The organism is Streptomyces sp. NPDC088261, assembly GCF_044740805.1.
In the GTDB taxonomy this organism is placed as follows: domain Bacteria; phylum Actinomycetota; class Actinomycetes; order Streptomycetales; family Streptomycetaceae; genus Streptomyces.
The window spans coordinates 1-23,258 of sequence record NZ_JBIURL010000028.1 but is presented as its reverse complement, the minus strand read 5'-3'; the positions used below and the strand labels follow the sequence as shown (position 1 = coordinate 23,258).

Sequence of the window (23,258 nt, the reverse complement as noted above, 5' to 3'; positions counted from 1 at the left end):
GGTCATCCCTGACTGTTGTGCTCGGGGCGGGGCTCGTCGCCGGCGGGGGCGCGGCCCGGCGCGTGGCCGAGGGAGCGTTCGAGGGCGTCGCGCAGGACCAGGCGGTCGTCGAAGGGGCGTACCACTCCGGCGATGTCCTGGCCCTGCTCGTGGCCCTTGCCGGCGATCAGCACCGTGTCGTCGGCCCGGGCGCGGGAGACCGCGGTGGCGATGGCGGAGGCCCGGTCGGCGTCGACCAGGACGTCGCCGCGCTCGGCGGCGGGGACGCCGACGGCGCCCGCGAGCATGGCCGCGAGGATCGCGAGGGGGTCCTCGGAGCGGGGGTTGTCGGAGGTCAGGACGGCGGTGTCGGCGAGCCGGGCGGCGGCGGCGCCCATCGGCCCGCGCTTGGTCTCGTCGCGGTCGCCGCCGCAGCCGAGGACGAGGTGCACCTTGCCCTTGGTGACCTTGCGCAGGGAGCGCAGGACCGATTCGACGGCGTCCGTCTTGTGCGCGTAGTCGACGACGGCGAGGTACGGCTGTCCCGCGTCCACGCGCTCCAGCCGTCCCGGCACCCCGGGGACGGCGGCGACGCCGTCGGCGGCGGTCTGCGGGTCGATCCCGGCCAGCGCCAGGGTGGCGATCGCCGCGAGGGTGTTGGCGACGTTGAACGGTCCCGGCAGCGGCGCGGCGGCCCGTACCCGCTGCCCCCGGGGGCCGACGGCGGTGAAGGTGGAGCCCTGGGCGCCGGTCTCGACGTCCTCGGCGCGCCAGTCGGCGTCCTGGCGGCCCTCGGCGGAGAAGGTGGTGACCGGTACGGTCGCCTCCGTGACGAGGCGCCGGCCGTACGCGTCGTCCAGGTTCACGACGCCGAGGCGGCTGCGCCGGGGGGTGAACAGCTGGGCCTTGGCCTGGAAGTAGTCCTCCATGCCGGAGTGGAACTCCATGTGCTCCGGGCTGAGGTTGTTGAACACCGCCACGTCGAAGACGCAGCCGTCGACCCGGCCGAGGACCAGGGCGTGGCTGGAGACCTCCATGGCGACCGACCCGACGCCGCGTTCCCGCATGACGGCGAAGAGCGCCTGGAGGTCGGTGGCCTCGGGGGTGGTGCGCTCGGACTTGATGCGTTCGTCGTCGACGCGCATCTCGACGGTGCCGATCAGGCCGGTACGGTGGCCCGCCGCGCGCAGTCCGCCCTCGACCAGGTAGGCCGTGGTGGTCTTGCCCGAGGTGCCGGTGATGCCGATCTGGAGGAGGTCCTCGCCGGGCCGCCCGTAGATCTCGGCGGCCAGCTCGCCCATCCGGCCCCGGGGGTCGGGGACGACCAGGACGGGCAGTCCGGTGGCCGCGGCCCGTTCGGCCCCGGCGGGGTCGGTCAGGATCGCGGCGGCGCCCAGTCCCGCCGCCTGGGCGGCGAAGCCGGCGCCGTGGACGCGGGCGCCGGGGAGGGCCGCGTACACGTCGCCGGGCCGTACCGCCCGGGAGTCGTGGGTGATGCCCGTCGTCTCCCCGGGGCCCGGGGAGGCGCCCGGGGTCTCGGCGCCCAGCCGGACGGCGAGCTCGGCGAGGGAGGTGGGCCGGACCCGGTCCGGACGGGGCGCCCCCGGCTGGTTCACAGGGGCGTCCTCGGGGGCGGTTCTGTACTGATCAGCGTGTGGCACGGCGGTGAGCGTACCGGGCCCGGAGGGGCGCGGGCCAAGTGAGCGGCCCGTGCCGCCGGGGCCGTCGGGAGGGGTGGGGCGGTTCCCGGAATCGGGGGTGATGGTTGTCACTGGGGCTTTCCCTGGGGTCACGCGCCGGACGGCGACGGGCCGGCTGTGGGCCGGCCCGTCTAGAAGGTGACCGGCAGTCGGGCGGGGGCGGTTCCGGTCGGTTCGACCTGCAAGGTCTTGAGTGCGAACTCCATGACCTTCTTGTAGATGGGTCCGCAGATCTGGCCGCCGAAGTAGCTGCCCGTGGTCGGGTTCTGGATGGCGCAGTAGACGGTGATCCGCGGGTCGTCCGAGGGCGCGAAGCCCGCGAAGGAGGCGGTGTAGCCCTTGTAGCGGCCCAGCTCGGGATCGACCCGGTTGGCCGTACCCGTCTTGCCCGCGACGCGGTAGCCGGGGATGCGGGCCTTGGTGCCGGTGCCTTCCTCGTTGCCGACGACCGACTCCAGCATGGTCGCGACGGTCCTGGCGGTCTTCTCGCTGACGACCCGGGTCTTCTTGGGGGCGGGGGCCGGGGTGAAGCGGCCGTCGGGGCCCTTCGTGCCGCGGATCAGGGTGGGCTCGGTCCGTACGCCGCCGTTGGCGATGGTCGAGTAGACCGACGCGGCCTGCATGGCGTTCAGGGAGAGTCCCTGGCCGAAGGGGATGGTGAACTGCTGCGAGGTCGACCAGTCCTGCGGCTTCGCGAGGATGCCCTGGGTCTCGCCGGGGTAGTGCAGCCCGGTGGGCCGGCCGATGCCGAACTTGTCCAGGTACGAGTAGAGGACCTGGTTGGCCTTCTGCTGGGTCGCGCCGAGCTGTCCGGTCGCCAGGATCGTGCCGATGTTGCTGGACTTGGCGAGGACGCCGTTGAGGGTCAGGTTCCAGGTGGGGTGGTCGATGTCGTCCTTGAAGAGCCGGTCGCCGCGGTGCAGCCGGTTGGGGACGACGACGTGGGTCAGCGGGGTGGCGACGCCCTCTTCCAGTACGGCGGCCATCGACATGATCTTGGCGGTGGAGCCGGGTTCGTACGCGTCCTGGAGCGCGGCGTTGCCCAGGTCGGCCGCGTTGGCCTCGGAGAAGTCGTTCGGGTCAAAGCCGGGGGCGTTGGCCATGGCCAGCACCTCCCCGGTCCTGGTGTTCTGGACCACCACGTAGCCGCGGTCGGCCTTGGACTTCTGGACCTGGTCGGCGATGGCCTGCTGGGCGGCCCACTGGATGTCCCGGTCGATGGTCAGCTCGATGTCGGAGCCGGGCACGGCGGGCTTCTCCCGGGAGGTCGCGGTGGGCACACGGTGCCCGCCGGACTGGGCGAAGGTGACCTGTCCGTCCTCGCCCGCCAGCTCCTTGTCCAGCATGGACTCGACCCCGCCGGCGCCGTGGCCGGCGGCGTTGACGTAGCCCAGTATCCCGGCGGCGAGATCGCCGTTGGGGTAGACCCGTTTGCTGCTGGCCTCCTGGAAGACACCGGCCAGCACGCTGCTCCTGGCCTGCTTCGGGGGCACACCCTGGTTGGCCTTGCTCGCCTTGCTGGCGAGGACGCTCTTGAGGTCCTTGATCTGGTTCCAGACCTGCGGGGTCTGGCGGCGGGCCAGCACGGCGTAGCGGGACTTGGGGGTCTTGAGCTTGGTGATCAGGTCGCCGGTGTCGACGCCGAGGATCGGGGCGAGGAGCGCGGCGGCCTGCTCGGGGGCGTCGGGGACCCGGGTGGAGTCGGGGGTGAACATCAGCGGGTCTGCGGTGATGTCGTAGGCGTCGACGCTGTCGGCGAGGGCGATCCCGGAGCGGTCGGTGATCTCGCCGCGCTCCGCCTCCAGGGTGTGGCTGAGGTAGCGGCTCTTCTCCGCCTTGGCGGCGTACGCGCGGGCGTCGACGGCCTGCACCTGGAGGAGCCGTACGACGAACACGAGCATCACGAGGGTGAGGCCGAGGCTGACCAGGCGCAGCCGGGGGCGGGGGTTGCCGAGTCTGATCCGGTGGGGCGGGCGGGCGCCGGGGGCGCCGGGGCGGCGGCGGGGCGGGGCGGGGTGGCCGGGGGTCCGGGGGCGCGTGGCGTTCCGGTTCCCGGCGGGGCCGGGGACCCGGCGGTGCGGTGGTTCCTTGGGGGGCACTGCGTCACCTGCCGGAGGTCGTCGGGTCGGGGGCGCCGGGGGTGGGCACGGGCGCGGAGGCCGTGGGGGCGGGGGTGGCGGACGGGTCCGACGCGGCGGCGTTCGGCGCCGGTACGGGCACGGTGGAGCCGGGGGGCGGGCTCGCGGGCGCGGGCTGTTCCAGCACGGGGGGCGGTACGGGAGGCAGCGCCTCGGCCCGTTCGGGGACGCCGCGGACGGTTCCGTCCGGGTTGAGGAAGGCGGGGCTGCCGCCCGGGACCATGCCCAGTTCGCGGGCCCGGCGGCCGAGGGCGTCGGGCGCGGAGTGGTCGTCGACGTCCCGTTGCAGCGCCTGCTGCTCGTCGGTGAGGTCGGTGGTCTGTTTCTTCAGCTCGCTGAGCCGGAACGAGCCCTCGTTGAGGGAGGAGTTGAGGAGCAGCAGGGCGATCAGGCCGCCGCCGAGGAGCAGGACGACCAGCAGGACGAAGGGGGTACGGGCCGCGGAGGTGGCCCCGGCGGGCATCATCCGGGCGAGCCGTGCGGCGCGCCCCTTCAACTGCTTGGCCGGTCCGCTCACGACACGTCCTCCCGGATCCTCTCCGCCCCCCGCAGCCGGGCGGAGGCGGAGCGCCGGTTGTCGGCGATCTCCTCCTCCGTGGGGAGTTCGGCGCCCCGGGTGAGGAGCTTGAGGCGGGGCTGGTAGCGCTCGGGGACGACGGGCAGTCCGGGGGGCGCGGTGGTGGCGGCGCCCGCCGCGAAGACCTGTTTGACGACCCGGTCCTCCAGCGACTGGTAGGAGAGGACGGCGATGCGGCCGCCGACGGCGAGGGCCCGGACGGCGGCGGGCAGGGAGGACTCCAGTGCGGAGAGCTCGCCGTTGACCTCGATGCGCAGGGCCTGGAACGTGCGCTTGGCCGGATTGCCTCCGGTGCGCATGGCCGCCTGGGGCAGGGCGTCGCGGATCAGGGCGACGAGCCGGGCGCTCTTGGTGAAGGGTTCCTTCTCGCGTTCCCTGACGACGGCGGAGACGATGCGCCTGGCCTGCTTCTCCTCGCCGTACGCGCGCAGGATCCGTACCAGCTCACCCGGCGGATAGGTGTTGAGGACCTCGGCGGCGCTGATGCCGGCGGACTGGTCCATCCGCATGTCGAGCGGGGCGTCGTGGGCGTACGCGAAGCCGCGCTCGGCCTCGTCCAGCTGCATGGAGGAGACGCCGAGGTCGAAAAGAACCCCGTGGACCCTGGGGATGCCCAGCCGGTCCAGGACCTCGGGGAGTTCGTGGGAGACGGCGTGGACGAGCGTGGCGCGGTCGCCGTACGGGGCGAGCCGCTCGCCGGAGAGCCGGAGGGCTTCCTTGTCGCGGTCGAGCGCGACCAGCCGGACCTCCGGGAACGCCGTGAGCAGCGCCTCGCTGTGGCCGCCGAGGCCCAGGGTGCCGTCGACGACGACGGCGCCGGGGCGGTCGAGGGCGGGGGCCAGCAGGTCCAGGCACCGCTGGAGCATCACCGGTACGTGTCGGGCCTGGTTCATGCGCCCCTCTCAGATCCGGCGCGGCCGGTACGTACGGCCGGGTCCCGCCCGCCCGGGAGGGGGAGGTCCGCCGGCGCCGGAAGGGCGTCGGCGGCCCCGGCCGAGCCGGCGGGAGGAGGCCGAGCCGCACGTACGCCGCACACGCGGGGGAAATCGGGATGTCTTCGGAAGTCTGCGGAAGGTGTCCGTGAACTTCGCGTCACTTTAGTCCACTCGCCCTTCCGGTCAATCAACCGGCTGGCGCGTCGCGCGGGCCACTCACCACAGCGCCACAAACACCGCGGATCACCCCATCGGACGACCGCGACCCGCCCATGTGGAGTAGCTCACATCCAGCCATGTTGACGCTCTTTGTTCTGTCTTGGGGCGGGCTTCGACGGGCTGTGACCATTACCGTCTTACGTATGTCGACTTCCGCACACCTCCCCGCAGAGCCCACCGTGGCTCCCGCCGGCGCGGCCCGCACCGGCGGGACGGTCACCGACCGGCTCATCGACGCCAACCAGCGCTACGCCGACGCGTTCACCGACCCCGGCATGGACGCCCGCCCCGTGCTGCGCGTCGCCGTGGTCGCCTGCATGGACGCCCGGCTCGACCTGCACGGAGCGCTGGGCCTCGCGCTCGGCGACTGCCACACCATCCGCAACGCGGGAGGCGTGGTCACCGACGACGTCATCCGCTCCCTGACCATCAGCCAGCGGGCGCTCGGTACGCGTAGCGTCGTCCTCATCCACCACACCGGCTGCGGCCTGGAGAGCCTCACCGAGGAGTTCCGGCACGACCTGGAGATCGAGGTCGGCCAGCGGCCGTCCTGGGCGGTCGAGTCGTTCCGCGATGTCGACCAGGATGTACGGCAGTCGATGCGGCGGGTCCGTACCTCACCGTTCCTGGTGCACACGGACGACATCCGCGGCTTTGTCTTCGACGTGAAGACGGGTCTCCTGCGGGAGATCGAGACCTCCGACTAGCGCTTCCCGGCGGCCGACCGGCCACCGTCCGATCTCCGGCCGACCCTCCAACTGTCGTCACCCCGGCCCTCAATCACGGCAAAGCCGACGTATCCCACCCACTTATCCACAGGCGAGTGACACGAAGCGGTAACGGCAACAAGAATGCGTGTGTGACGGCGCACCGGAACCTTCCGGGGGCGGCGTCCGTATTTCGAGGTGGGCCGGGCCGTCTGATGAGCGCCGGCCCGTATGAACGGGCCGAGGAGGGCCGGGTGACGACCTATGACGATCGAGCGAGCCTCACTGATCTGACCACCACAGCGGAGCGTGTGCGCGCATCGGTGGAAGGTGTGATCGAGGGCAAGCCTGAGGTCGTACGGCTTTCGCTGACCGTGCTCCTCGCCGAGGGGCATCTTCTGATCGAGGATGTCCCCGGCGTGGGCAAGACGATGCTCGCGAAGGCGCTCGCGCGCTCCATCGACTGTTCGGTGCGGCGTATCCAGTTCACTCCCGACCTGCTGCCGTCGGACATCACCGGGGTGTCCATCTACGACCAGCAGCGGCGGGAATTCGAATTCAAACCGGGGGCGATCTTCGCGCAGATCGTGATCGGCGACGAGATCAACCGCGCCTCCCCGAAGACCCAGTCGGCGCTGCTGGAGTCGATGGAGGAGCGCCAGGTCACCATCGACGGGCATTCGTACGAACTGCCCAGCCCGTTCATGGTGGTCGCCACCCAGAACCCGGTGGAGATGGAAGGCACGTACCCGCTCCCCGAGGCGCAGCGCGACCGCTTCATGGCCCGGGTGTCGATCGGCTACCCCAGCGCGGAGGCCGAGTTGCAGATGCTGGACGTGCACGGCGGGGTCTCGCCCCTGGACGACCTCCAGCCGGTGGCGCACGCGCACGACATCGTGAAGCTGATCGACGCGGTGCGCGGCGTGCATGTCGCCGACTCCGTGCGGCGGTACGCGGTGGAGCTGGTCGGCGCGACCCGTAACCACCCGGACCTCAGACTCGGCGCCTCGCCGCGCGCCACGCTCCACCTGCTGCGGGCGGCGAAGGCCTCGGCCGCCCTGAGCGGCCGGGACTACGCGCTGCCGGACGACGTGCAGGCGCTGGCGGTGGCGGTGCTGGCGCACCGTCTGCTGCCCACCGCCCAGGCGCAGTTGAACCGCCGTACCGCCGAGCAGGTCGTGCTGGAGATCCTTCAGCGCACGCCCGTGCCCACCGCGGACGGCGGCCTGGCCGCGGGAGCGCGCGCGGTGCCGGGCGGCCCGCTCTACGGCCAGCAGCCCGGCGCACGGCGGCTGTGATGGGACCCGGGGGGACCGACGCCCCGGACGCCGACGACGGGGGCGGCCTGCGGGCCGCGCTGTCCGGGCTGACGACGCGCGGGCGGTCGTTCTTCGCCGCCGGGATCGCCGCCGCCGTGTGCGCCTACGTCCTCGGGCAGTCGGACCTGCTGCGGGTGGGACTGCTCCTCGCCGTGCTGCCGCTGATCTGCGTGGCGGTGCTGTACCGCACGCGCTACCGCGTCGCCGGCAGCCGGCGGCTGTCGCCCTCCCGGGTGCCCGCGGGCTCGGAGGCGCGGGTGCACCTGCGGATGGACAACGTGTCGCGGGGGCCCACGGGGCTGCTGATGCTCCAGGACCACGTGCCGTACGTGCTCGGCCCGCGCCCCCGGTTCGTACTGGACCGGGTGGAGGCGGGCGGCCGGCGTGAGGTGTCCTACCGGGTCCGCTCCGACCTGCGCGGACGGTATCCGCTCGGGCCGCTCCAGCTGCGGCTGAGCGACCCGTTCGGGATGTGCGAGCTGACCCGCTCGTTCAGCGCGTACGACACCCTGACCGTCATCCCCCGTACCGAACCGCTGCCGGCGGTCCGGCTCGCGGGCGAGGCGGCGGGGCTGGGCGACGGGCGGAACCGCTCGCAGGCCCTGGCCGGGGAGGACGACGTCATCCCGCGCGGCTACCGGCACGGCGACGACCTGCGCCGGGTGCACTGGCGCTCCACGGCCCGCTACGGCGAGCTGATGGTCCGCAGGGAGGAGACGCCCCAGCGGGCCAGGTGCACGGTGCTGCTGGACACCCGGCGGGTCGGCTACCAGGGCGCCGGGCCCGACTCGGCGTTCGAGTGGGCGGTGTCGGGCGCCGCCTCCGCCCTGGTGCACATGCTGGAACGGGGCTTCGCCGTACGGCTGCTGACCGACACCGGCAGTTCGGTGCCGGGCGAGGGGGCCGACGGCTTCGCCGGGGCGACCCAGGGGTCCGCCGACTCGGCGGGCCTGATGATGGACACGCTCGCGATCGTCGACCACTCCGACGGGGCGGGCCTCTCGCGCGCGTACGACGTGCTGCGCGGCAGCACCGAGGGGCTGCTGCTGGCCTTCTTCGGCGATCTGGACGAGGAGCAGGCCGCCATCGCGGCCCGGATGCGGCAGCGCAGCGGCGCGGCCGTCGCGTTTGTCCTCGACAGCTCCGGCTGGGCGCAGGGCGCGCCCGGAGTCGCCAACCCCGACCAGGTCGGGAAGCGGCTGCGGCAGCTGCGGGAGGCCGGCTGGACCGCCCTCCTGGTGCCCTCGGGGACGGCGTTGTCCGACCTGTGGCACCAAGCGGCGCGCCAGCGGGTGGAATCGACCGTCACCGGCGGTTCGAACGGCTTCTCCGGAGGATGGTCATGAGCGGTCGCGGAAGGCTGGCGCTGTGCGCCTTCGCCGCCACGCTGATGGCGGCGGGCGCGCTGCTGCCGCTGGTCGAACCGGCCACGTGGATGCTCCAGGCCGCCGTCATGGTCGCGATCGTCAGCGGCACGGGCGCGCTGGGCCGGCGGGTGCCGCTGGCGCGGGCGCTGACCGTGGCGCTCCAGGCGCTGGTGACCCTGCTGATGCTGACGGTGGTCTTCGCCGGCCGGCAGGCGTTCCTCGGCATCCTGCCGACCCCGGACGCCGTCGCCCGCTTCGGCGACCTGCTGAGCGCGGGCGGCGACGACGTGGGGCGGTTCGCGATACCGGCCCCGGCGACCGACGGCATCAAGCTGATGCTCATCGGCGGGGTGGTCGTCATCGGGCTGGCCGTGGACGCCCTCGCGGTGACGTTCCGCAGCGCGGCCCCGGCCGGGCTGCCGCTGCTGGCGCTGTACTCGGTGGCGGCCGGGCTCTCCGGCGGGGCGGGCGGGGCCTGGTGGTTCCTGCTGGCCGCCTGCGGCTATCTGCTGCTGCTCCTGGCCGAGGGCCGGGACCGGCTGTCCCAGTGGGGCCGGGTGTTCGGCGGCACCCCGCGGGCCGGGCGGCTGCCCGGCGGCGACGGCGCGGGAGCGCCGCCACCGATCCGTACCGGACGCAGGATCGGCGTCGTCGCGCTCGGGGTGGCCCTGGTGGTCCCGCTGGCGCTGCCCGCCCTCGACGGCGGCCTGCTGGCCGGCACCGGCGGCGGGTCCGGTTCGGGACCGGGCGGCGGAGGCACCATCTCGGCGGTGAACCCGCTGGTGTCGCTCCAGGACAATCTGAACCAGCCCGAGGACCGCGAGGCGCTGAGCTACCGGACGAACGCGCCCGACACCCAGAACATGTATCTGCGGATCATGGCGCTGGACAAGTTCGACGGCACGTCCTGGCGGTTCTCGCAGCGCAGCATCGAGGACGTCCCCGACGAGTTCCCGACGCCACAGGGGCTGAACTCGGACGTCCGTACCACCGAGGTCACCACCAGCATCTCCGCCGCCCCCTGGTACCGGCAGGACTATCTGCCGATGCCCTATCCGGCGACGAAGGTCGACATCGACGGACGGTGGCGGTACGAACCCACGGGCCGGACGCTGGTGGGCGAAAACGGCCAGTCGACGCGGGGCGAGCGGTACGAGGTCAGCAGTCTGCTGGTCGACCCGACCCGTGAGCAGCTCGCCGCGGCGCCCCCGGCCCCTCCGGCGCTGCGCCGGGAGTACACGCAGGTCCCGCGCAGCCTGCCGGCCGTGGTCAAGGAGACCGCGGAGAAGGTCACGGCGGGGTCGGCCAACGACTACGAGCGGGCCGTCAAGCTCCAGGACTGGTTCGCCGTGGACGGCGGGTTCACCTACGACGTCCAGGTCGACTCGGGCACCGGCGTCACCGCGATCACGCGCTTCCTGAAGAACAAGGAAGGCTTCTGCGTCCACTTCTCCTTCACCATGGCCGCGATGGCCCGCACGCTCGGGATCCCGGCGCGGGTCGCGGTGGGCTTCACTCCCGGTACGGCCCAGCCGGACGGGAGCGTGTCCGTGGGGCTGCGCGACGCGCACGCCTGGCCCGAGCTGTACTTCGAGGGCGTGGGGTGGACGCGCTTCGAGCCGACGCCGAGCCGGGGCAGCACCCCCGACTACACCCGCCCCGAGGCCCCCTCGGGCAGCGCGAGCGACCCGCAGCTGCCCGACGCCACGACCTCGGCCGCGCCCTCCGCGGAGCCGTCGGCCTCGCAGAGCTGCGACGCGCAGGCGCGGCGGCTGGACGGCTGCGGCACGGTCGCCCCGGGCGCCGCGGCGACCCCGGACGACCCGGAGAGCCCCTGGTGGTCGGGGTTGGGCCTGGCCGGTCTTGTGCTGGCCGTCGTGGTGCTCCTCCTGCTGCCGCTGCTGCCCCTGCTGCGACGGCAGAGGGTGCGCGCCCGGCGGCTGGGCTCCGGGGGCCGTACGGAAGCGGACCTCACCGCACGGACGCTCGCAGCGTGGCGTGAAATCACCGATACGGCGTGGGACTACGGCATCGCGCCGGACGATTCGCGGACGCCCCGGAAGGCGGCCGAGCGGATCGTGCGGGAGGGACACCTGGAGCCGGCGGCGGCGCAGGCCGTGCACCGGCTCGCGGACGCGGTGGAACAGGTGCTGTACGCGCCGGTACCCCGGCCGGGTACGGGGCTGGCCGAGGACGTCCGGCTGGTGCACGAGGGCCTTCGCGCCCCGGCGGGGCGCGCGGCCCGGCTGCGTGCGCTCCTCGCTCCGCGCTCCTCCATTCGGGTGATGTGGGCGCTCTCGGAGCGGTGGTCGGTTCTCACGGAACGGTGGACGGCACACCGCCTCCACCCGTCCCGCTGGGCGGACACGATCCGCCGCCGGCCGTCCCGCCAGGGGGGCTGAGGGGGGCGGGTCACGGCGACCGCGGACATGAAGGAGGGGCGAACGCGTCGCGCGTTCGCCCCTCCTTCATGTCCTTCGTGAAGAACCTCAGGGACTCACTGGCCCTGTTCGTCGCGGCGGCGCTGCCACCGCTGCTCGATGCGGTTCATCATCGAGCGGCGCTGTCGTGGTTGTCGTCGGCCGGGAGCACCGCCGCCGGCAGCCGGTTGCTCGCCCGGTTTGGGCGCCTTCCGCCAGCCGGTGACCGCCAGGACCGCACAGCCGAGCATGACGAGGAACCCCACCACGCTGATCCAGATCTGCTGAGCGACCATTCCGGCCATGAGGAGCGCGATACCCACCAGGAAGCCTGCGACTGCCTGATAGACCCGTCGTCGGGTGTATGTACGCAGCCCGCTTCCCTCAAGCGCTGTCGCGAACTTGGGATCTTCGGCGTACAGCGCTCGCTCCATTTGCTCGAGCATTCGCTGCTCGTGCTCCGAGAGCGGCACGGAGTCCTCCTAGTCGTCGGTCGCGGGGGGCGACCGGATGCGGCCCCTTCAAGGATAGGCAGGGAATCGGCCCCCGTGAAACCCGCCCTCAACGCCATTTCGCCAATCCGGGCCGCCATGCCGTTTCAACCGCTGAGGCGTTGATTCCCCAACCATCGATCCGTCATGCCGGATGGTGTACACCGATCATACGGCGCCAGGCGCTTTCACGGGGGTGCAGTGACGCACTGCATGCGCGGCTGCATCGCTGATCAGCCACACGATCAGCCCCTCGCGGGGTCCTCCGGGGAGGCCGGAGGGCCCCGGGGCTCAGCTCCGCTTCTCGCCCAGGACGTGCAGCTGCGTGGCGACGGCGTGGAAGGCGGGCAGTTCGGCGGCGGCCGTCTCCAGCCGCAGCAGCGCCTCCAGCGCCCCCGGCTGCGTGTCCACCAGGCCGCCCGGCACGAGGTCCGCGAAGACCCGCACGCCGTGTACGGCACCGACCCGCAGGCCCGCGCCGCCGACCAGATCCGTCAGCTGTTCGGCGGTGAAGCGCCGGGGTACCGGATCGCCCTCGCCCCAGCGGCCCGCCGGGTCGGTGAGCGCCTGCCTGGCCTCGGTGAAGTGCCCGGCGAGCGCCCTGGCGAGCACGGCGCCGCCGAGCCCGGCCGCGAGCAGGCTGAGGGCGCCGGCCGGGCGCAGCGCGTCCGACACGGTCCGTACGCCGTCGGCCGGGTCGTCCACGTACTCCAGGACGCCGTGGCAGAGCACCGCGTCGAAGCCGGCCCGGTCGACCACGTCGAAGAGTCCGTGGATGTCACCCTGCACACCGTGGACCCGGTCGGCCACCCCGGCCTCGTCCGCCCGGCGCTCCAGCGCGAAGAGCGCGTTCGGACTCGGGTCGACCACGGTCACCCGGTGGCCGAGGCGGGCGACGGGCACGGCGAAGTTGCCCGTGCCCCCGCCGGTGTCGAGCACGTCCAGGACGTCCGTCCCGGCGGCCTTGGCCCGGTGCTCCAGGGCCTCCTTGAGGACTTCCCAGACCACGGCGGTGCGCAGGGAGCCCCGGGGGCGCGATGGCGTCTCCCCACCGAAGACAGGGGAAGGGTCCGACACGGCAGTTGACTCCTCGGCGCGGTGCCGCCCCGGGCGGCGGGGCGTGGACGGTGCGGGCTCCGCCCACCCTATTGCCTCGGCCGCCCCCGGCCCTCACCCCACGGCGTCCCCTTGTCCCGGTAACTCCGCCCGGGGCTGGGGCAGGACCGGCGCGAGCACCAGCATCCGCTCCACCAGGCGCAGGAACATGGCCACGTCCCGCAGGAGGTCGTCGGCGTCGCGGCTGCTCGCCGCGCCCCGTATGCCCGCCTCGGCGCGCGCCCGGCGCGCGGCTCCGGAGGCGAACAGGGCGCTCCACTCGGACAGTTCGGGCGCGATCTCGGGGAGCACTTCCCAGGCGGTCCTGATCCTGCGGCGGCGCGGCGGGGTGGTGTCCGGGCGGCCCCGGGCGGCGAGGACGGCGGCCGCGGTGCGCAGGGCGGCGAGGTGGGCGGTGGCGTAGCGCTCGTTCGGAGTGTCCAGCGTCGCGGCCTCGTCCAGGCCGTCGCGGGCCTTGGACAGGAGGTCGAGGGCGGCCGGCGGGGCCGTGGCCCTTCGCAGGACGGGGTGGACGTCGCTCGGTGGTCCGGTCAGTGAGGGGGCAGGGCCACCCGTGGGGCGCCGACGTGCGGCACCGGAATGGGAGCTGGCCATGGCGGAACCTCCTGTCCTCGTGTGACGGCTCTGTGGCCGTATGTGTTCATCGTGGAGTACGCCACTGACAATCACCTCTGACCTGCGACGTTGCCGCGTACACAGGGGCGGGCGAGGTTTTTCGCCCCGCCGGGCACCTGTCCCGGGCCGAGCTCCCCGGACACACGAGCGCGCCGGTCCGGCGGACTCAGCCTCCTGAGCCCCGCCGAACCGGCGCGTTCCCCCGTACCTCCCCCGTCCCCCCGTACCTCCCCCGTTTCCCCCGTCCCCCCTGTCCAGCTCCCCCTGTCCCCCGTCCCCCCTGCCGCCTCAGAGGTGCGGCACCGTTCCGCAGCCCCGTGCCGGCGGTGCCGGCGCCGCGCCCCTTCCGTGGTCCCCACTCTCCCCTCCGCGCCGGGGGCGGCCCATCCGCGCGCCTACTCAACTCGCGCGCTGAGTAGCCGTACTCAGAACCGGGTTCCCCTCCCCATCCCGCGGCGGCCCCGCCGTGGCTACGATCGCGTCCGTGTCCGTACTCCCCCTCGTCTTCACCAGCGGCTGGGCCAGCGGGATCAACGCCTACGCGGTGGTCCTGCTGTTCGGCGTGTTCGGCGCCACCGGGCTGACCGACGACGTGCCCGCCCCGCTCCAGCGCACCGACGTGCTGATAGCCGCCGGCCTGCTCTTCCTCTGCGAGGCCGTCGCCGACAAGATCCCGTACGTCGACTCCGTCTGGGACGCCGTGCACACGGTGATCAGGCCCGTGTCGGGCGCGGTGGTCGGGGCGTTGCTCGCCGGTCAGAGCGGTTCGCTGCCCGACCTGGCGGCGGGCGCGGTCGGCGGCTCCACCGCGCTGGTCAGCCATCTCGTGAAGGCCGGGACGCGGATGGCGGTGAACACCTCCCCCGAGCCGTTCAGCAACATCGTCCTGAGCACGCTGGAGGACCTGGGCGTCGCCGGGATCATCACGTTCGCGCTCTTCCATCCGGTCGCCGCCGCCTCGATCGCCGCCACGCTGCTGGTGCTGGGCGTGGTGACGGTGGTCTTCCTGGCCTCCCGGATCCGCCGTTTCCTGCGGCGCAGGGCGCGGGGCCGCGTTGTCAGTGACCCCGGATAAAGTCCCTGGCATGGCACGGATTGTGGTGATCGGCGCGGGCATGGGCGCCATGGCGGCGGCCGCCCGGCTGGCCGTGGCGGGCCACCGGGTGACGGTGTACGAACGCGCGGCGACGTACGGCGGGTCGGTGGGCCGGTTCGCGCGCGCGGGCTTCGTCTTCGACACGGGGCCGGGGCTGCTGCACCTCCCGGCGGTCTACCGCGACCTGTTCGTCAAGACCGGCAAGGAGCCGCTGGAGGCGTGCGTCGAGCTGCGGCAGGTGGACCCGGCCGCCCGGCACGTCTTCGCGGACGGTACGGACGTCCTGCTGCCCGACGCGTCCCGGGGCGGGGTCGTGGCAGCCCTGGACGCGGCGCTGGGCGCGGGCGCCGGGGAGCGCTGGGGGGCGTTCCTCGGACGGGCCAGGGACACCTGGGACCGGTCCAGGCGGCCGCTGTTGGAGGAGCCGTTGCCGCCCGACCGGGGGCCGCTCGGGCGCGAGCCGTATCCGGCCGTACGGCACAGACGGCTGCTGCGCGGCGCGCGCCGGGCGGGGACGGTCGCGGAGATCGGCGCCTGGGAGCTGGCGGATCCCCGCCTCGCCGCCCTGCTGGACGGGTACGCGCTGTCGTACGGCCTCGATCCGCGCCGCGCCCCGGCGAGCGCGGCCGTGCTCCCGTATCTGGAGCAGACCTTCGGCAGCTGGTATGTGGGCGGCGGGATACGGGAGTTGGCCCGGGCGGTGTACGAACGGTGCCTGGCGCGCCGGGTGGAGTTCGTCTTCGGCGCCGGAGTGACGAGGATCGTGGAGAAGGACGGCGCGGCCACGGGCGTGGAGTTGGCGGACGGCACGGTCGTGGCGGCCGACCGGGTGGTGGCGGGTGTCGCACCCGGTCCGCTCGCCGGGCGGGAGGTACGGGAGGCGGGCGACGTACGGCCGGAGGGGCGGGACCTTCAACCGGGGGGCCGCGACGCCGCCTCGGCGCCCGGCCGGTTCACCGTACTGCTGGCGCTGCGGGGCGGGCGGCCCGGGGACGCCGCGCACCGGACGGTGGTGCACTCCCCCGACGGCGCCGCCGAGGCGGCCGACCTCTTCGCCGGGCGCCCGGCGGCCCGGCCCACGGTCACGGTGCTGCGTCCCGACGACCCGGCGACGCGCCCCGACGCGGACCACGAGGCGGTGACGGTCACGGCGACCGTCGCCGCGCAGGGCCCGGTCGACTGGACGGACGCCGCCCTGCGGGAGCGGTACGCCGACGTGCTGGTCTCGGCGGCGGAGGCGGCCGTGCCCGGGCTGGCGGGGCGGGTGGAGTGGCGTGAGACACGGACGCCCGCCGACACGGCGGAGGAGACGGGGGCGGCGGGCGGCGCGGTGCCGGCGCCCGCGCTGGCCGGGGCGGACGGGCACTTCCTGTATCCGGCGAACAGCACCGCGTTGGCCGGGCTTTACCGGGCGGGCGGCTGGGCGCATCCCGGGGGCGGCCTCGCGCACGCGGGGATGTCCGGGGCGCTGGTCGCCGGGCTGATCGTGGAGGGGGCGGACTTCCGCGGCTCGCGGTAGCCGGTTCCGTACCGGTACCTCTACCGCTGCCTCTGCCGGCCGGTCAGTACCGGTACTGCTGCTCGTTGTTGTTGTAGCCGGGGTCGTAGCCGTAGTCGTGCGGCTGTTCCTGCGGCATCGGCGGGACCTGGTGGTCGCCCTCGCGCTGCTGCGGGACCCACACCCCGCCGGGCGGGGTGTCGGCGCTGTACTGCTGCTGGGCGGCGTAGGGGTCGGCGTACTGCTGCTGGCCGCCGTAGTTGTCGTACGCGCCCTGCTGCTGCCCGCCGCCGTCGGCCGTGCCGATGTACGGGTCGGAGTAGGCCGCGTACGGCTGGTCGGTGCCGTAGCCGTACTGCGCGTAGGTGTCCTGCCCGGCACCCTGAGCTCCCTGGCCGGTGTCCTGCGCCGCGTAGACGCCCTGGCCGGTGCCGTACGCGTTCGGGTCGGCGTACGGGTCCTGCGCCGCGTACGGCTGCCCGGGCGCGGCCTGTCCGTACCCGGCGAAGGCGTCGAACGCCTCGCCGTACGGGTTCTGCTGCGCCTGGTCGTCCTTGTAGACGCCGTACTGGCCGGTGTCGTCGGGGAGCGGCTGCGGTTCGTACACCGCCCCCATCGTCGCCGTCATCGCGGCGTCGATCGGCACGTCCCTCGCGGGCCCGGCCATGGCCGGTTCGTACTCCAGGTCCGAGACCTGGAGCGTGGGCTCCTGCTCGCCCCCGCCGACCGCCTTGCGCCGGCGGCTGGCTCCCGGGCTGCCGCCCAGCGCCCAGCCGGTGGAGAAGCCGCGACGGAAGGAGAGCGTCACGTACGCCTGCCCGACGGCGAACGCGATCGCGCCGAGCGCGATGACGAAGACGGACGGCATCAGGACACCCAGCACCACACCCATGAACCCGGTGAAGGCGAGCAGTCGCCAGCGCAGCCGCGCCTTGTACTGGAGCAGCACCTCACCCAGCAGCCACAGCGCCACGATTCCGAACGCGATGTAGAGGACCGTCCAGCCCATGCCCGCCCCTCTCCTGCGGCCGCCACCCCGGGACAGGGCGGCTGCGGCCGGTCACGACTGCTCGCGCAGTCCGAGATTCTCGTAGATTTCGAGCGTCGCCGTGGAGTTGTTGAGTGTAATGAAGTGCAGTCCGGGGACACCCTCGGCGAGCAGTCCCGCGCAGAACTCCGTCGCGAACTCGATGCCAATGGAGCGTACAGCGGCCGGATCGTCCTTGACGGCGAGGATCCGCTCTTTCAGCCCGGCCGGCACGGCCGCGGTGCTGAGCTGGGGCAGTCGCTCCAGCATCCGCACGCTCGTGACCGGCATGATTTCCGGAATGATCGGAGTTGCGCACCCGGCGGACTCGACCCGGTCACGAAGGTGGAGATATCCGTCAGGTTCGAAGAACATCTGCGTGATCGCGTAGTCGGCGCCGGCCCGGCACTTGTCCACGAAGTGGCGGATGTCCGTGGCCCAGTCCGACGACCGCGGGTGCATCTCCGGGAAGGCCGCGACCCCGACGCAGAAGTCCCCCGACTCCTTGATGAGGCGCACCAGTTCCGCCGCGTACCGCACGCCCTGCGGGTGCTTGACCCACTCGCCCATGGGGTCGCCGGGCGGATCGCCCCGTACGGCGAGGATGTTGCGGATCCCGGCGTCGGCGTACTGCCCGATCATGTTGCGCAGTTCGGCGACGGACTGGCCGACGGCGGTGAGATGGGCGACCGGGGTGAGGGTGGTGTCGGCGGCGATCTGCTCGGTGGCCCTGACCGTGCCGGCCCGGGTGGAGCCGCCCGCGCCGTACGTCACCGACACGAAGCTGGGGGCCACCGCCTCGACCCGGCGCAGCGCGTTCCAGAGGTTCCGCTCGCCCTTCTCCGTCTTGGGCGCCCAGAACTCGAACGAATAGGTGGTCTCGCCCGCGGCGAGCAGATCGCGCACGGTCGGTGCGTGATCTGTTCTGGTCGAAGGTGTACCGAAGGCCATACGTGCAGGTTATCGAGGGTGTGGGCGTCCCCCAAGCGAACCGGGGACATTTGACCGGTTTGCCGGTCCCCGGTCCACGCCTCGGACACCCGGGAGGCCGCGCGCGGGGACGGGCCGCCGGTCAGCGGGAGCGCTCGCGCACCCGCTTCGCGAGCGAGGCCGTGGCCGCCGCCGGGTCGTCGGCCTCGGTGATCGCCCGTACGACGACCACCCGGCGGGCGCCCGCGTCCAGCACCTGGTCGAGGGTGCCCGCGTCGATGCCGCCGATCGCGAACCAGGGGCGGTCGGTGGCCAGGGCGGCCGCGTACCGCACGAGGTCGAGGCCGGGCGCGTGGCGGCCCGGCTTGGTCGGGGTGGGCCAGCACGGACCCGTACAGAAGTAGTCCACGCCCGGCTCCGCCACCGCCGCGTCGACCTCCGCCTCCGCGTGGGTGGACCTGCCGATCAGAGGCGCCGCGCCGAGGATCGCGCGGGCGGCGGGGACCGGGAGGTCCCCCTGGCCCAGGTGCAGCACGTCGGAACCGATGGCGTGGGCCACGTCGGCGCGGTCGTTCACCGCCAGCAGGACGCCGTGGCGCCGGCTCGCCTCGGCGAAGACCTGGAGGTGTTCCAGCTCCTCGGCCGCCTCCATGCCCTTGTCGCGCAGCTGCACGACGTCCACGCCGGACGCCAGCACGGCGTCGAGGAAGTCGGGGAGGTCTCCCTGCTTCCTGCGGGCGTCCGTGCAGAGGTAGAGCCGGGCGTCGGACAGCGCGGCGCGCGCCGCGGTCACGTCTGTGGGCACGAAGGATCCCCCCGTCGGTTCCGCGGCGGCCGGCGGTACGGGACCGCGGGGGCGGTGCCGTACCGCCGCACGCCGCGTGCGGTGATGTGGTTCGGCCGGTACGAGCGGTACGGCGGCCGGTTCAGACGGCGAGCGCCTGAGCCCGGCGCTTCACCTCCGTGCCGCGATTCTCGCTGAGCGCCTGCGCGGGCGTGCCCGGCAGGGTGGGGTCGGAGGTGAAGAGCCACTCCAGCATCTCTTCGTCGGTCCAGCCGTCGTCCCTCAGAAGCGTCAGGGTCCCGGCGAGACCCTTGACGACCTTGCCGCCGTCGATGAAGGCGGCGGGCACCTGGAGCGCGCGGTTCTCCCCGCGGCGGACGGCGATCAGCTGGCCTTCCTTCACCAGCTGCCGCACCCGCGTCACCTCGACATCGAACAATTCGGCGATATCGGGCAGGTGGAGCCAGGCAGGGACGAGAGCATCGATCTTTGCGTCAATCTCGGTCACGAGGACAAGCGTGCCATCCCGGACGGGCGGACGGTAGTTGGGTTGCCCCGGCCGGGCGGCGGACGCGTCCCCGGCCGCTCAGAGAACGGCCTTCTTCAGCGGGATCGCGGGATCCCCCACCCGCCGGGGGTCCAGGCGGGTGGGGGTGTCCAGCAGTTTCCTCGCCTGGGCCAGGTCCCGGGGGCGGCCCACCGCCAGCAGGGCCACCAGCGCGCCCTCCCGCAGCCACGCCACCGACCAGGCCGCCTCCGCCGGGTCGCCGCGCCACACCAGGGTGTCGGCGGCCGCGTGGTGGCCCGCGTACTGCACGAACCGGCCGAACTGCTCCGACCAGAAGTACGGCACCGGGTCGTAGACGCCCTCGGTCTCCCCGATGATCCGGGCGGCGACGGTACGGGGGCCCTGGAGCGCGTTGTCCCAGTGATGGACGAGCAGCCGCGCACCGTACCGGGCCGAGGGGAAGGACGCGCAGTCGCCCACCGCGTACACCCCGGGCAGCGACGTCCCGAGCCGTTCGTCCGCCGTGACGGAACCGTCCGGGCCCAGCTCCACGCCCGAGCCCGCCAGCCATCCCGTCGCGGGCCGCGCCCCGACGCCCACGACCACCGCGTCCGCCGGCAGCCGCCGGCCGTCCGCGAGGACCACCGCGCCGGGCTCGACGGACGCCACGCGCGCGCCGGTCAGCAGTACGGCGCCGCTCTCCGCGTACCACCCCGCCATCGGCGCGGCCACCTCCGCCGGGAGGACCCCCGCCAGCGGCCGGTCCGCGGCCTCCACGACCGTCACCGCGCACCCCGCCTCGCGCGCCGCCGTCGCGAACTCCGCGCCGATCCAGCCCGCGCCCACGACCACCACCTCGTCCTGCCGCGCCAGCACGGGCCGCAGCCGCTCGGCGTCGTCCAGCGTGCGCAGCAGATGGACGCCGGGGACGTCCTCCGTACCGGGCAGCCTGACCGGCTCCGCGCCGGTCGCGACGACCAGCACGTCGTACGGCACGGGACCGTCCGCCGTGTCGATCTCCCGTACGTCCGGCCGCAGCCCGGTCACGGCGAGGCCGAGCCGCAGGTCGACGGAGAGCGCCGCGAAGTCGAGGTCGAAGGACGACCCGTCCGCCTGGCCGAGCAGGACCGCCTTGGAGAGCGGCGGCCGGTCGTACGGCGGATGCGGCTCCGCGCCAATCAGCGTGATCCGGTCGCGGAAGCCGCCCTCGCGCAGGGCGACCGCGGTCTGCACCCCCGCCATCCCGGCCCCGACGATGACGACATTCCGCTCTTCCGGGTGTGTCCGCTGCTCGCTCACCCGATCACCTTAGAGAACGGACGGGCCGTCGGGGGTCAGCTCCGCCACCACTCGTCCCGCCGCCCTCCCGCGAGCCGGCCACGGTGATTGCTCCCTTACCCGGCGGAGGACGGGGCGTTAGTCTGGCCGTTGACACTACCTCGCGGGAGCCCGGACGCACCGGGCTGAGAGGGAGGCTGACGGCCTCCGACCGTACGAACCTGATCCGGGTCATGCCGGCGAAGGGAGGGGCTGGACGCCCATGCAGTCGTCCCATACGGGTCAGCACCCCGACATCAACACCTCCTCCGACGTCCTCGTCGTCGGAGGCGGCATCATCGGCCTGGTCACGGCGTGGCGGGCCGCGCAGCGCGGACTCCGTACCGCCGTCGCCGACCCCGAGCCGGGCGGCGGGGCCGCGCAGGTCGCGGCGGGCATGCTCGCCGCCGTCACCGAACTCCACTACGGCGAGGAGACGCTGCTCGGTCTCAACCTCGCCTCCGCCGAGCGCTACCCCGCCTTCGTCGCCGAACTGGAGGCGGCGAGCGGCCGGGACACCGGCTACCGCACGTGCGGCACGCTCGCCGTGGCCCTCGACGCCGACGACCGCGCGCACCTGCGCGAACTGCACGGCTTCCAGCGGCGGTCCGGGCTCTCCTCGGAGTGGCTCTCGGGCCGCGAGTGCCGGCGGCTGGAGCCGATGCTCGCGCCCGGCGTACGCGGGGGCCTGCGGGTCGACGGCGACCACCAGATCGATCCCCGCCGGCTCGCGGCGGCCCTGGTCACGGCCTGCGAACGGGCCGGGGTGGTCTTCCACCGCGCGTTCGCGGACCGCCTCACCGTCGTACGGGACCGGGCCACCGGCGTCGTCCTGGCCGACGGCCGCGCGCTCTCCGCCGACCAGACCGTCCTGGCGGGCGGGAGTCTCAGCGGGCGGCTGGCGGGCCTGCCGACCGACGTCGTACCGCCGGTACGGCCCGTGAAGGGCCAGGTCCTGCGGCTCACGGTGCCCCGGCCGTACGCGCCGTTCCTGTCCCGGTCCGTCCGGGCCGTCGTGCGCGGCAGCGACGTCTATCTCGTGCCGCGCGAGAACGGCGAACTCGTCGTCGGCGCGACCAGCGAGGAGCAGGGCTGGGACACCACGGTCACGGCGGGCGGGGTGTACGAACTGCTCCGCGACGCGCACGAGTTGGTGCCGGGCATCACCGAACTGCCCTTCGCCGAGGCGCGCGCCGGGCTGCGGCCCGCGTCGCCCGACAACGCGCCCCTCCTCGGGCCCACCGCCCTCCCCGGCCTCCACCTGGCCACCGGCCACTACCGCAACGGGGTCCTCCTCACCCCCGTCACCGGGGACGCGATGGCCGACGTGCTGACCACCGGCGAACTCCCCGAGGTCGCGCGCCCCTTCACCCCCCGCCGCTTCTCCCCCGCCCCGGTACGTCAGGAGCAGCCCGCATGACCGACACCGCGAACGTCTCCGCGACCCCCGCCCCCGCCCTCTCCGTCTCCGTGAACGGCGAGCCCCGCGCGATCGGCGCGGGCACCACGCTCGACGTGCTGGTCGCGACGCTGACCCCCGCGCCCTCGGGTGTCGCCGCCGCCGTCAACGAGACGGTCGTCCCGCGCTCCCGCTGGTCCGGCACGCTCCTGCGCGACGGCGACCGGGTGGAAGTCCTCACCGCCGTCCAGGGAGGCTGACCATGGCCGACGACCGGCTCGTCATCGGTGACACCGTCCTCGACTCGCGCCTGATCATGGGTACGGGGGGTGCGCCCAGCCTCGACGTCCTGCGCAGGTCCCTGATCGCGTCGGGCACCGAACTCACCACCGTCGCGATGCGGCGGCTCGACCCCACCGTGCAGGGGTCCGTGCTCTCCGTCCTCGAATCCCTGGGGATCCGGGCCCTGCCCAACACGGCGGGGTGCTTCACCGCCGGGGAGGCGGTCCTGACCGCGCGGCTCGCCCGGGAGGCGCTGGGCACGGACTGGGTCAAACTGGAGGTCGTCGCGGACGAGCGCACGCTGCTGCCCGACCCGATCGAGCTGCTCGACGCGGCGGAGACGCTGGTCGACGACGGCTTCACGGTCCTGCCGTACACGAACGACGACCCGGTCCTGGCGCGCAAGCTGGAGGACGTGGGGTGCGCGGCGATCATGCCGCTGGGGTCGCCGATCGGGTCGGGCCTGGGCATCCGCAACCCGCACAACTTCCAGCTGATCGTGGAGCACGCGAACGTCCCGGTGATCCTGGACGCGGGGGCGGGCACGGCGTCGGACGCTTCGCTGGCGATGGAGCTGGGGTGCGCGGCGGTGATGCTCGCGTCTGCGGTGACGCGGGCGCGGGAGCCGGAGCTGATGGCGTCGGCGATGCGGTATGCGGTGGCGGGGGGGCGGTTGGCGTTCCGCGCGGGCCGGATCCCTCGCCGCCACTTCGCCCACGCGTCGTCCCCTACGGAGGGCGCCCCCACCCTCGACCCGGAACGCCCGGCGTTCACCTAGGCGGTGGGGCGTGTGCGCCCCGGTGGTGGGCGCGGCGTCTCATGTGTCCTCGCGCT

The 23,258-nt window shown here is 73.7% G+C and carries 21 protein-coding genes and 1 riboswitch; of the genes, 9 read left to right on the top strand and 12 right to left on the bottom strand.

Annotated elements, in window-relative coordinates:
• Positions 1–2: 2 nt before the first annotated feature.
• Genes ACIODU_RS32615 through rsmH form a run of 4 tightly spaced genes read right to left on the bottom strand, consistent with a single transcriptional unit; the run spans position 3 to position 5,287 of the window.
• A complete protein-coding gene (locus tag ACIODU_RS32615) occupies positions 3–1,751 on the bottom strand; it encodes a UDP-N-acetylmuramoyl-L-alanyl-D-glutamate--2,6-diaminopimelate ligase (protein ID WP_401772592.1) in 1,749 nt (582 codons plus the stop codon).
• A gap of 59 nt (positions 1,752–1,810) precedes the next feature.
• The gene (locus ACIODU_RS32610; protein WP_401772590.1) at positions 1,811–3,778 is read right to left on the bottom strand and encodes a peptidoglycan D,D-transpeptidase FtsI family protein; all 1,968 of its coding nucleotides are present in this window, start codon (positions 3,776–3,778) and stop codon (positions 1,811–1,813) included.
• Positions 3,779–3,782: 4 nt separating this feature from the next.
• Positions 3,783–4,334 (bottom strand): hypothetical protein, encoded by a 552-nt coding sequence (locus ACIODU_RS32605; protein ID WP_401772587.1) that lies wholly within the window; start codon positions 4,332–4,334, stop codon positions 3,783–3,785.
• On the bottom strand, positions 4,331–5,287 hold the full coding sequence (gene rsmH, locus ACIODU_RS32600) for a 16S rRNA (cytosine(1402)-N(4))-methyltransferase RsmH (protein WP_401772584.1): 957 nt from the start codon (positions 5,285–5,287) through the stop codon (positions 4,331–4,333). Before rsmH ends, ACIODU_RS32605 begins: the two co-directional genes overlap by 4 nt.
• Positions 5,288–5,691: 404 nt before the next feature.
• Here rsmH and ACIODU_RS32595 point away from each other — a divergent pair, with 404 nt between their 5' ends.
• The 4 genes from ACIODU_RS32595 to ACIODU_RS32580 all read left to right on the top strand — a co-directional run bounded on the left by ACIODU_RS32595 (position 5,692) and on the right by ACIODU_RS32580 (position 11,343).
• Positions 5,692–6,255 (top strand): carbonic anhydrase, encoded by a 564-nt coding sequence (locus tag ACIODU_RS32595; protein WP_356432084.1) that lies wholly within the window; start codon positions 5,692–5,694, stop codon positions 6,253–6,255.
• 254 nt (positions 6,256–6,509) lie between these two features.
• Positions 6,510–7,553 carry an AAA family ATPase gene (locus tag ACIODU_RS32590; RefSeq protein ID WP_401772581.1) on the top strand — a complete coding sequence of 348 codons (1,044 nt, stop codon included), beginning with the start codon at positions 6,510–6,512 and terminating at the stop codon, positions 7,551–7,553.
• On the top strand, positions 7,553–8,920 hold the full coding sequence (locus ACIODU_RS32585) for a DUF58 domain-containing protein (protein ID WP_401772578.1): 1,368 nt from the start codon (positions 7,553–7,555) through the stop codon (positions 8,918–8,920). The genes ACIODU_RS32590 and ACIODU_RS32585 overlap by 1 nt, the downstream gene beginning before the upstream one ends.
• Positions 8,917–11,343: a DUF3488 and DUF4129 domain-containing transglutaminase family protein gene (locus ACIODU_RS32580; RefSeq protein WP_401772575.1), complete on the top strand. Its 2,427-nt coding sequence runs from the start codon at positions 8,917–8,919 to the stop codon at positions 11,341–11,343. The genes ACIODU_RS32585 and ACIODU_RS32580 overlap by 4 nt, the downstream gene beginning before the upstream one ends.
• Before the next feature lie 95 nt (positions 11,344–11,438).
• Here the strand turns inward: ACIODU_RS32580 and ACIODU_RS32575 are convergent, their stop codons facing one another.
• From ACIODU_RS32575 to ACIODU_RS32565, 3 genes are all read right to left on the bottom strand, one after another.
• Positions 11,439–11,834 (bottom strand): DUF3040 domain-containing protein, encoded by a 396-nt coding sequence (locus ACIODU_RS32575; protein WP_161307326.1) that lies wholly within the window; start codon positions 11,832–11,834, stop codon positions 11,439–11,441.
• A gap of 309 nt (positions 11,835–12,143) precedes the next feature.
• Positions 12,144–12,929, bottom strand: a complete 786-nt coding sequence (locus tag ACIODU_RS32570; protein ID WP_356432076.1) for a methyltransferase — start codon at positions 12,927–12,929, stop codon at positions 12,144–12,146.
• Positions 12,930–13,022: 93 nt separating this feature from the next.
• On the bottom strand, positions 13,023–13,562 hold the full coding sequence (locus ACIODU_RS32565; protein WP_401772571.1) for an SAV_6107 family HEPN domain-containing protein: 540 nt from the start codon (positions 13,560–13,562) through the stop codon (positions 13,023–13,025).
• Positions 13,563–14,067: 505 nt separating this feature from the next.
• Between ACIODU_RS32565 and ACIODU_RS32560 the strand changes: the two genes are divergently transcribed.
• Both ACIODU_RS32560 and ACIODU_RS32555 read left to right on the top strand, forming a co-directional pair.
• The gene (locus ACIODU_RS32560; protein WP_401772570.1) at positions 14,068–14,658 is read left to right on the top strand and encodes a DUF4126 domain-containing protein; all 591 of its coding nucleotides are present in this window, start codon (positions 14,068–14,070) and stop codon (positions 14,656–14,658) included.
• A gap of 10 nt (positions 14,659–14,668) precedes the next feature.
• Positions 14,669–16,198, top strand: a complete 1,530-nt coding sequence (locus tag ACIODU_RS32555; protein ID WP_401772567.1) for a phytoene desaturase family protein — start codon at positions 14,669–14,671, stop codon at positions 16,196–16,198.
• 43 nt (positions 16,199–16,241) lie between these two features.
• On the opposite strand, the gene ACIODU_RS32550 is transcribed toward ACIODU_RS32555, so the two are convergent.
• From ACIODU_RS32550 to ACIODU_RS32530, 5 genes are all read right to left on the bottom strand, one after another.
• Positions 16,242–17,186, bottom strand: coding sequence for a hypothetical protein (locus ACIODU_RS32550; protein ID WP_401772564.1), 945 nt, complete (start codon positions 17,184–17,186; stop codon positions 16,242–16,244).
• A gap of 51 nt (positions 17,187–17,237) precedes the next feature.
• Complete coding sequence (gene metF / locus ACIODU_RS32545) at positions 17,238–18,155, bottom strand: methylenetetrahydrofolate reductase [NAD(P)H] (RefSeq protein ID WP_356432066.1); 918 nt, start codon at positions 18,153–18,155, stop codon at positions 17,238–17,240.
• Positions 18,156–18,276: 121 nt separating this feature from the next.
• Positions 18,277–18,939 carry a thiamine phosphate synthase gene (thiE, locus tag ACIODU_RS32540; RefSeq protein ID WP_401772561.1) on the bottom strand — a complete coding sequence of 221 codons (663 nt, stop codon included), beginning with the start codon at positions 18,937–18,939 and terminating at the stop codon, positions 18,277–18,279.
• 121 nt (positions 18,940–19,060) lie between these two features.
• Positions 19,061–19,426 (bottom strand): Rv2175c family DNA-binding protein, encoded by a 366-nt coding sequence (locus ACIODU_RS32535; RefSeq protein WP_161308845.1) that lies wholly within the window; start codon positions 19,424–19,426, stop codon positions 19,061–19,063.
• A 78-nt stretch (positions 19,427–19,504) separates the two neighbouring features.
• Positions 19,505–20,725, bottom strand: a complete 1,221-nt coding sequence (locus tag ACIODU_RS32530) for an NAD(P)/FAD-dependent oxidoreductase (RefSeq protein ID WP_401772558.1) — start codon at positions 20,723–20,725, stop codon at positions 19,505–19,507.
• A 132-nt stretch (positions 20,726–20,857) separates the two neighbouring features.
• A riboswitch (TPP riboswitch) is annotated at positions 20,858–20,969 on the top strand.
• On the opposite strand from ACIODU_RS32530, the gene thiO reads away from it, so the two are divergent.
• From thiO to ACIODU_RS32515, 3 genes are all read left to right on the top strand, one after another.
• Complete coding sequence (gene thiO, locus ACIODU_RS32525; RefSeq protein WP_401772555.1) at positions 20,967–22,163, top strand: glycine oxidase ThiO; 1,197 nt, start codon at positions 20,967–20,969, stop codon at positions 22,161–22,163. (Overlaps the previous riboswitch by 3 nt.)
• Positions 22,160–22,402, top strand: coding sequence for a sulfur carrier protein ThiS (thiS, locus tag ACIODU_RS32520; protein WP_356432060.1), 243 nt, complete (start codon positions 22,160–22,162; stop codon positions 22,400–22,402). The genes thiO and thiS overlap by 4 nt, the downstream gene beginning before the upstream one ends.
• A 2-nt stretch (positions 22,403–22,404) precedes the next feature.
• Positions 22,405–23,202, top strand: coding sequence for a thiazole synthase (locus ACIODU_RS32515; RefSeq protein ID WP_356432058.1), 798 nt, complete (start codon positions 22,405–22,407; stop codon positions 23,200–23,202).
• The last annotated feature ends 56 nt before the right edge of the window (positions 23,203–23,258 follow it).

What these genes read in the sequence shown, in the direction of transcription:
- rsmH (WP_401772584.1), bottom strand. Translation starts at nt 5,287, where the DNA reads ATGAACCAGGCCCGACACGTACCGGTGATGCTCCAGCGGTGCCTGGAC.
- ACIODU_RS32595 (WP_356432084.1), top strand. Translation starts at nt 5,692, where the DNA reads ATGTCGACTTCCGCACACCTCCCCGCAGAGCCCACCGTGGCTCCCGCC.
- ACIODU_RS32585 (WP_401772578.1), top strand. Translation starts at nt 7,553, where the DNA reads ATGGGACCCGGGGGGACCGACGCCCCGGACGCCGACGACGGGGGCGGC.
- ACIODU_RS32580 (WP_401772575.1), top strand. Translation starts at nt 8,917, where the DNA reads ATGAGCGGTCGCGGAAGGCTGGCGCTGTGCGCCTTCGCCGCCACGCTG.
- ACIODU_RS32565 (WP_401772571.1), bottom strand. Translation starts at nt 13,562, where the DNA reads ATGGCCAGCTCCCATTCCGGTGCCGCACGTCGGCGCCCCACGGGTGGC.
- ACIODU_RS32555 (WP_401772567.1), top strand. Translation starts at nt 14,669, where the DNA reads ATGGCACGGATTGTGGTGATCGGCGCGGGCATGGGCGCCATGGCGGCG.
- ACIODU_RS32550 (WP_401772564.1), bottom strand. Translation starts at nt 17,186, where the DNA reads ATGGGCTGGACGGTCCTCTACATCGCGTTCGGAATCGTGGCGCTGTGG.
- metF (WP_356432066.1), bottom strand. Translation starts at nt 18,155, where the DNA reads ATGGCCTTCGGTACACCTTCGACCAGAACAGATCACGCACCGACCGTG.
- thiO (WP_401772555.1), top strand. Translation starts at nt 20,967, where the DNA reads ATGCAGTCGTCCCATACGGGTCAGCACCCCGACATCAACACCTCCTCC.
- thiS (WP_356432060.1), top strand. Translation starts at nt 22,160, where the DNA reads ATGACCGACACCGCGAACGTCTCCGCGACCCCCGCCCCCGCCCTCTCC.
- ACIODU_RS32515 (WP_356432058.1), top strand. Translation starts at nt 22,405, where the DNA reads ATGGCCGACGACCGGCTCGTCATCGGTGACACCGTCCTCGACTCGCGC.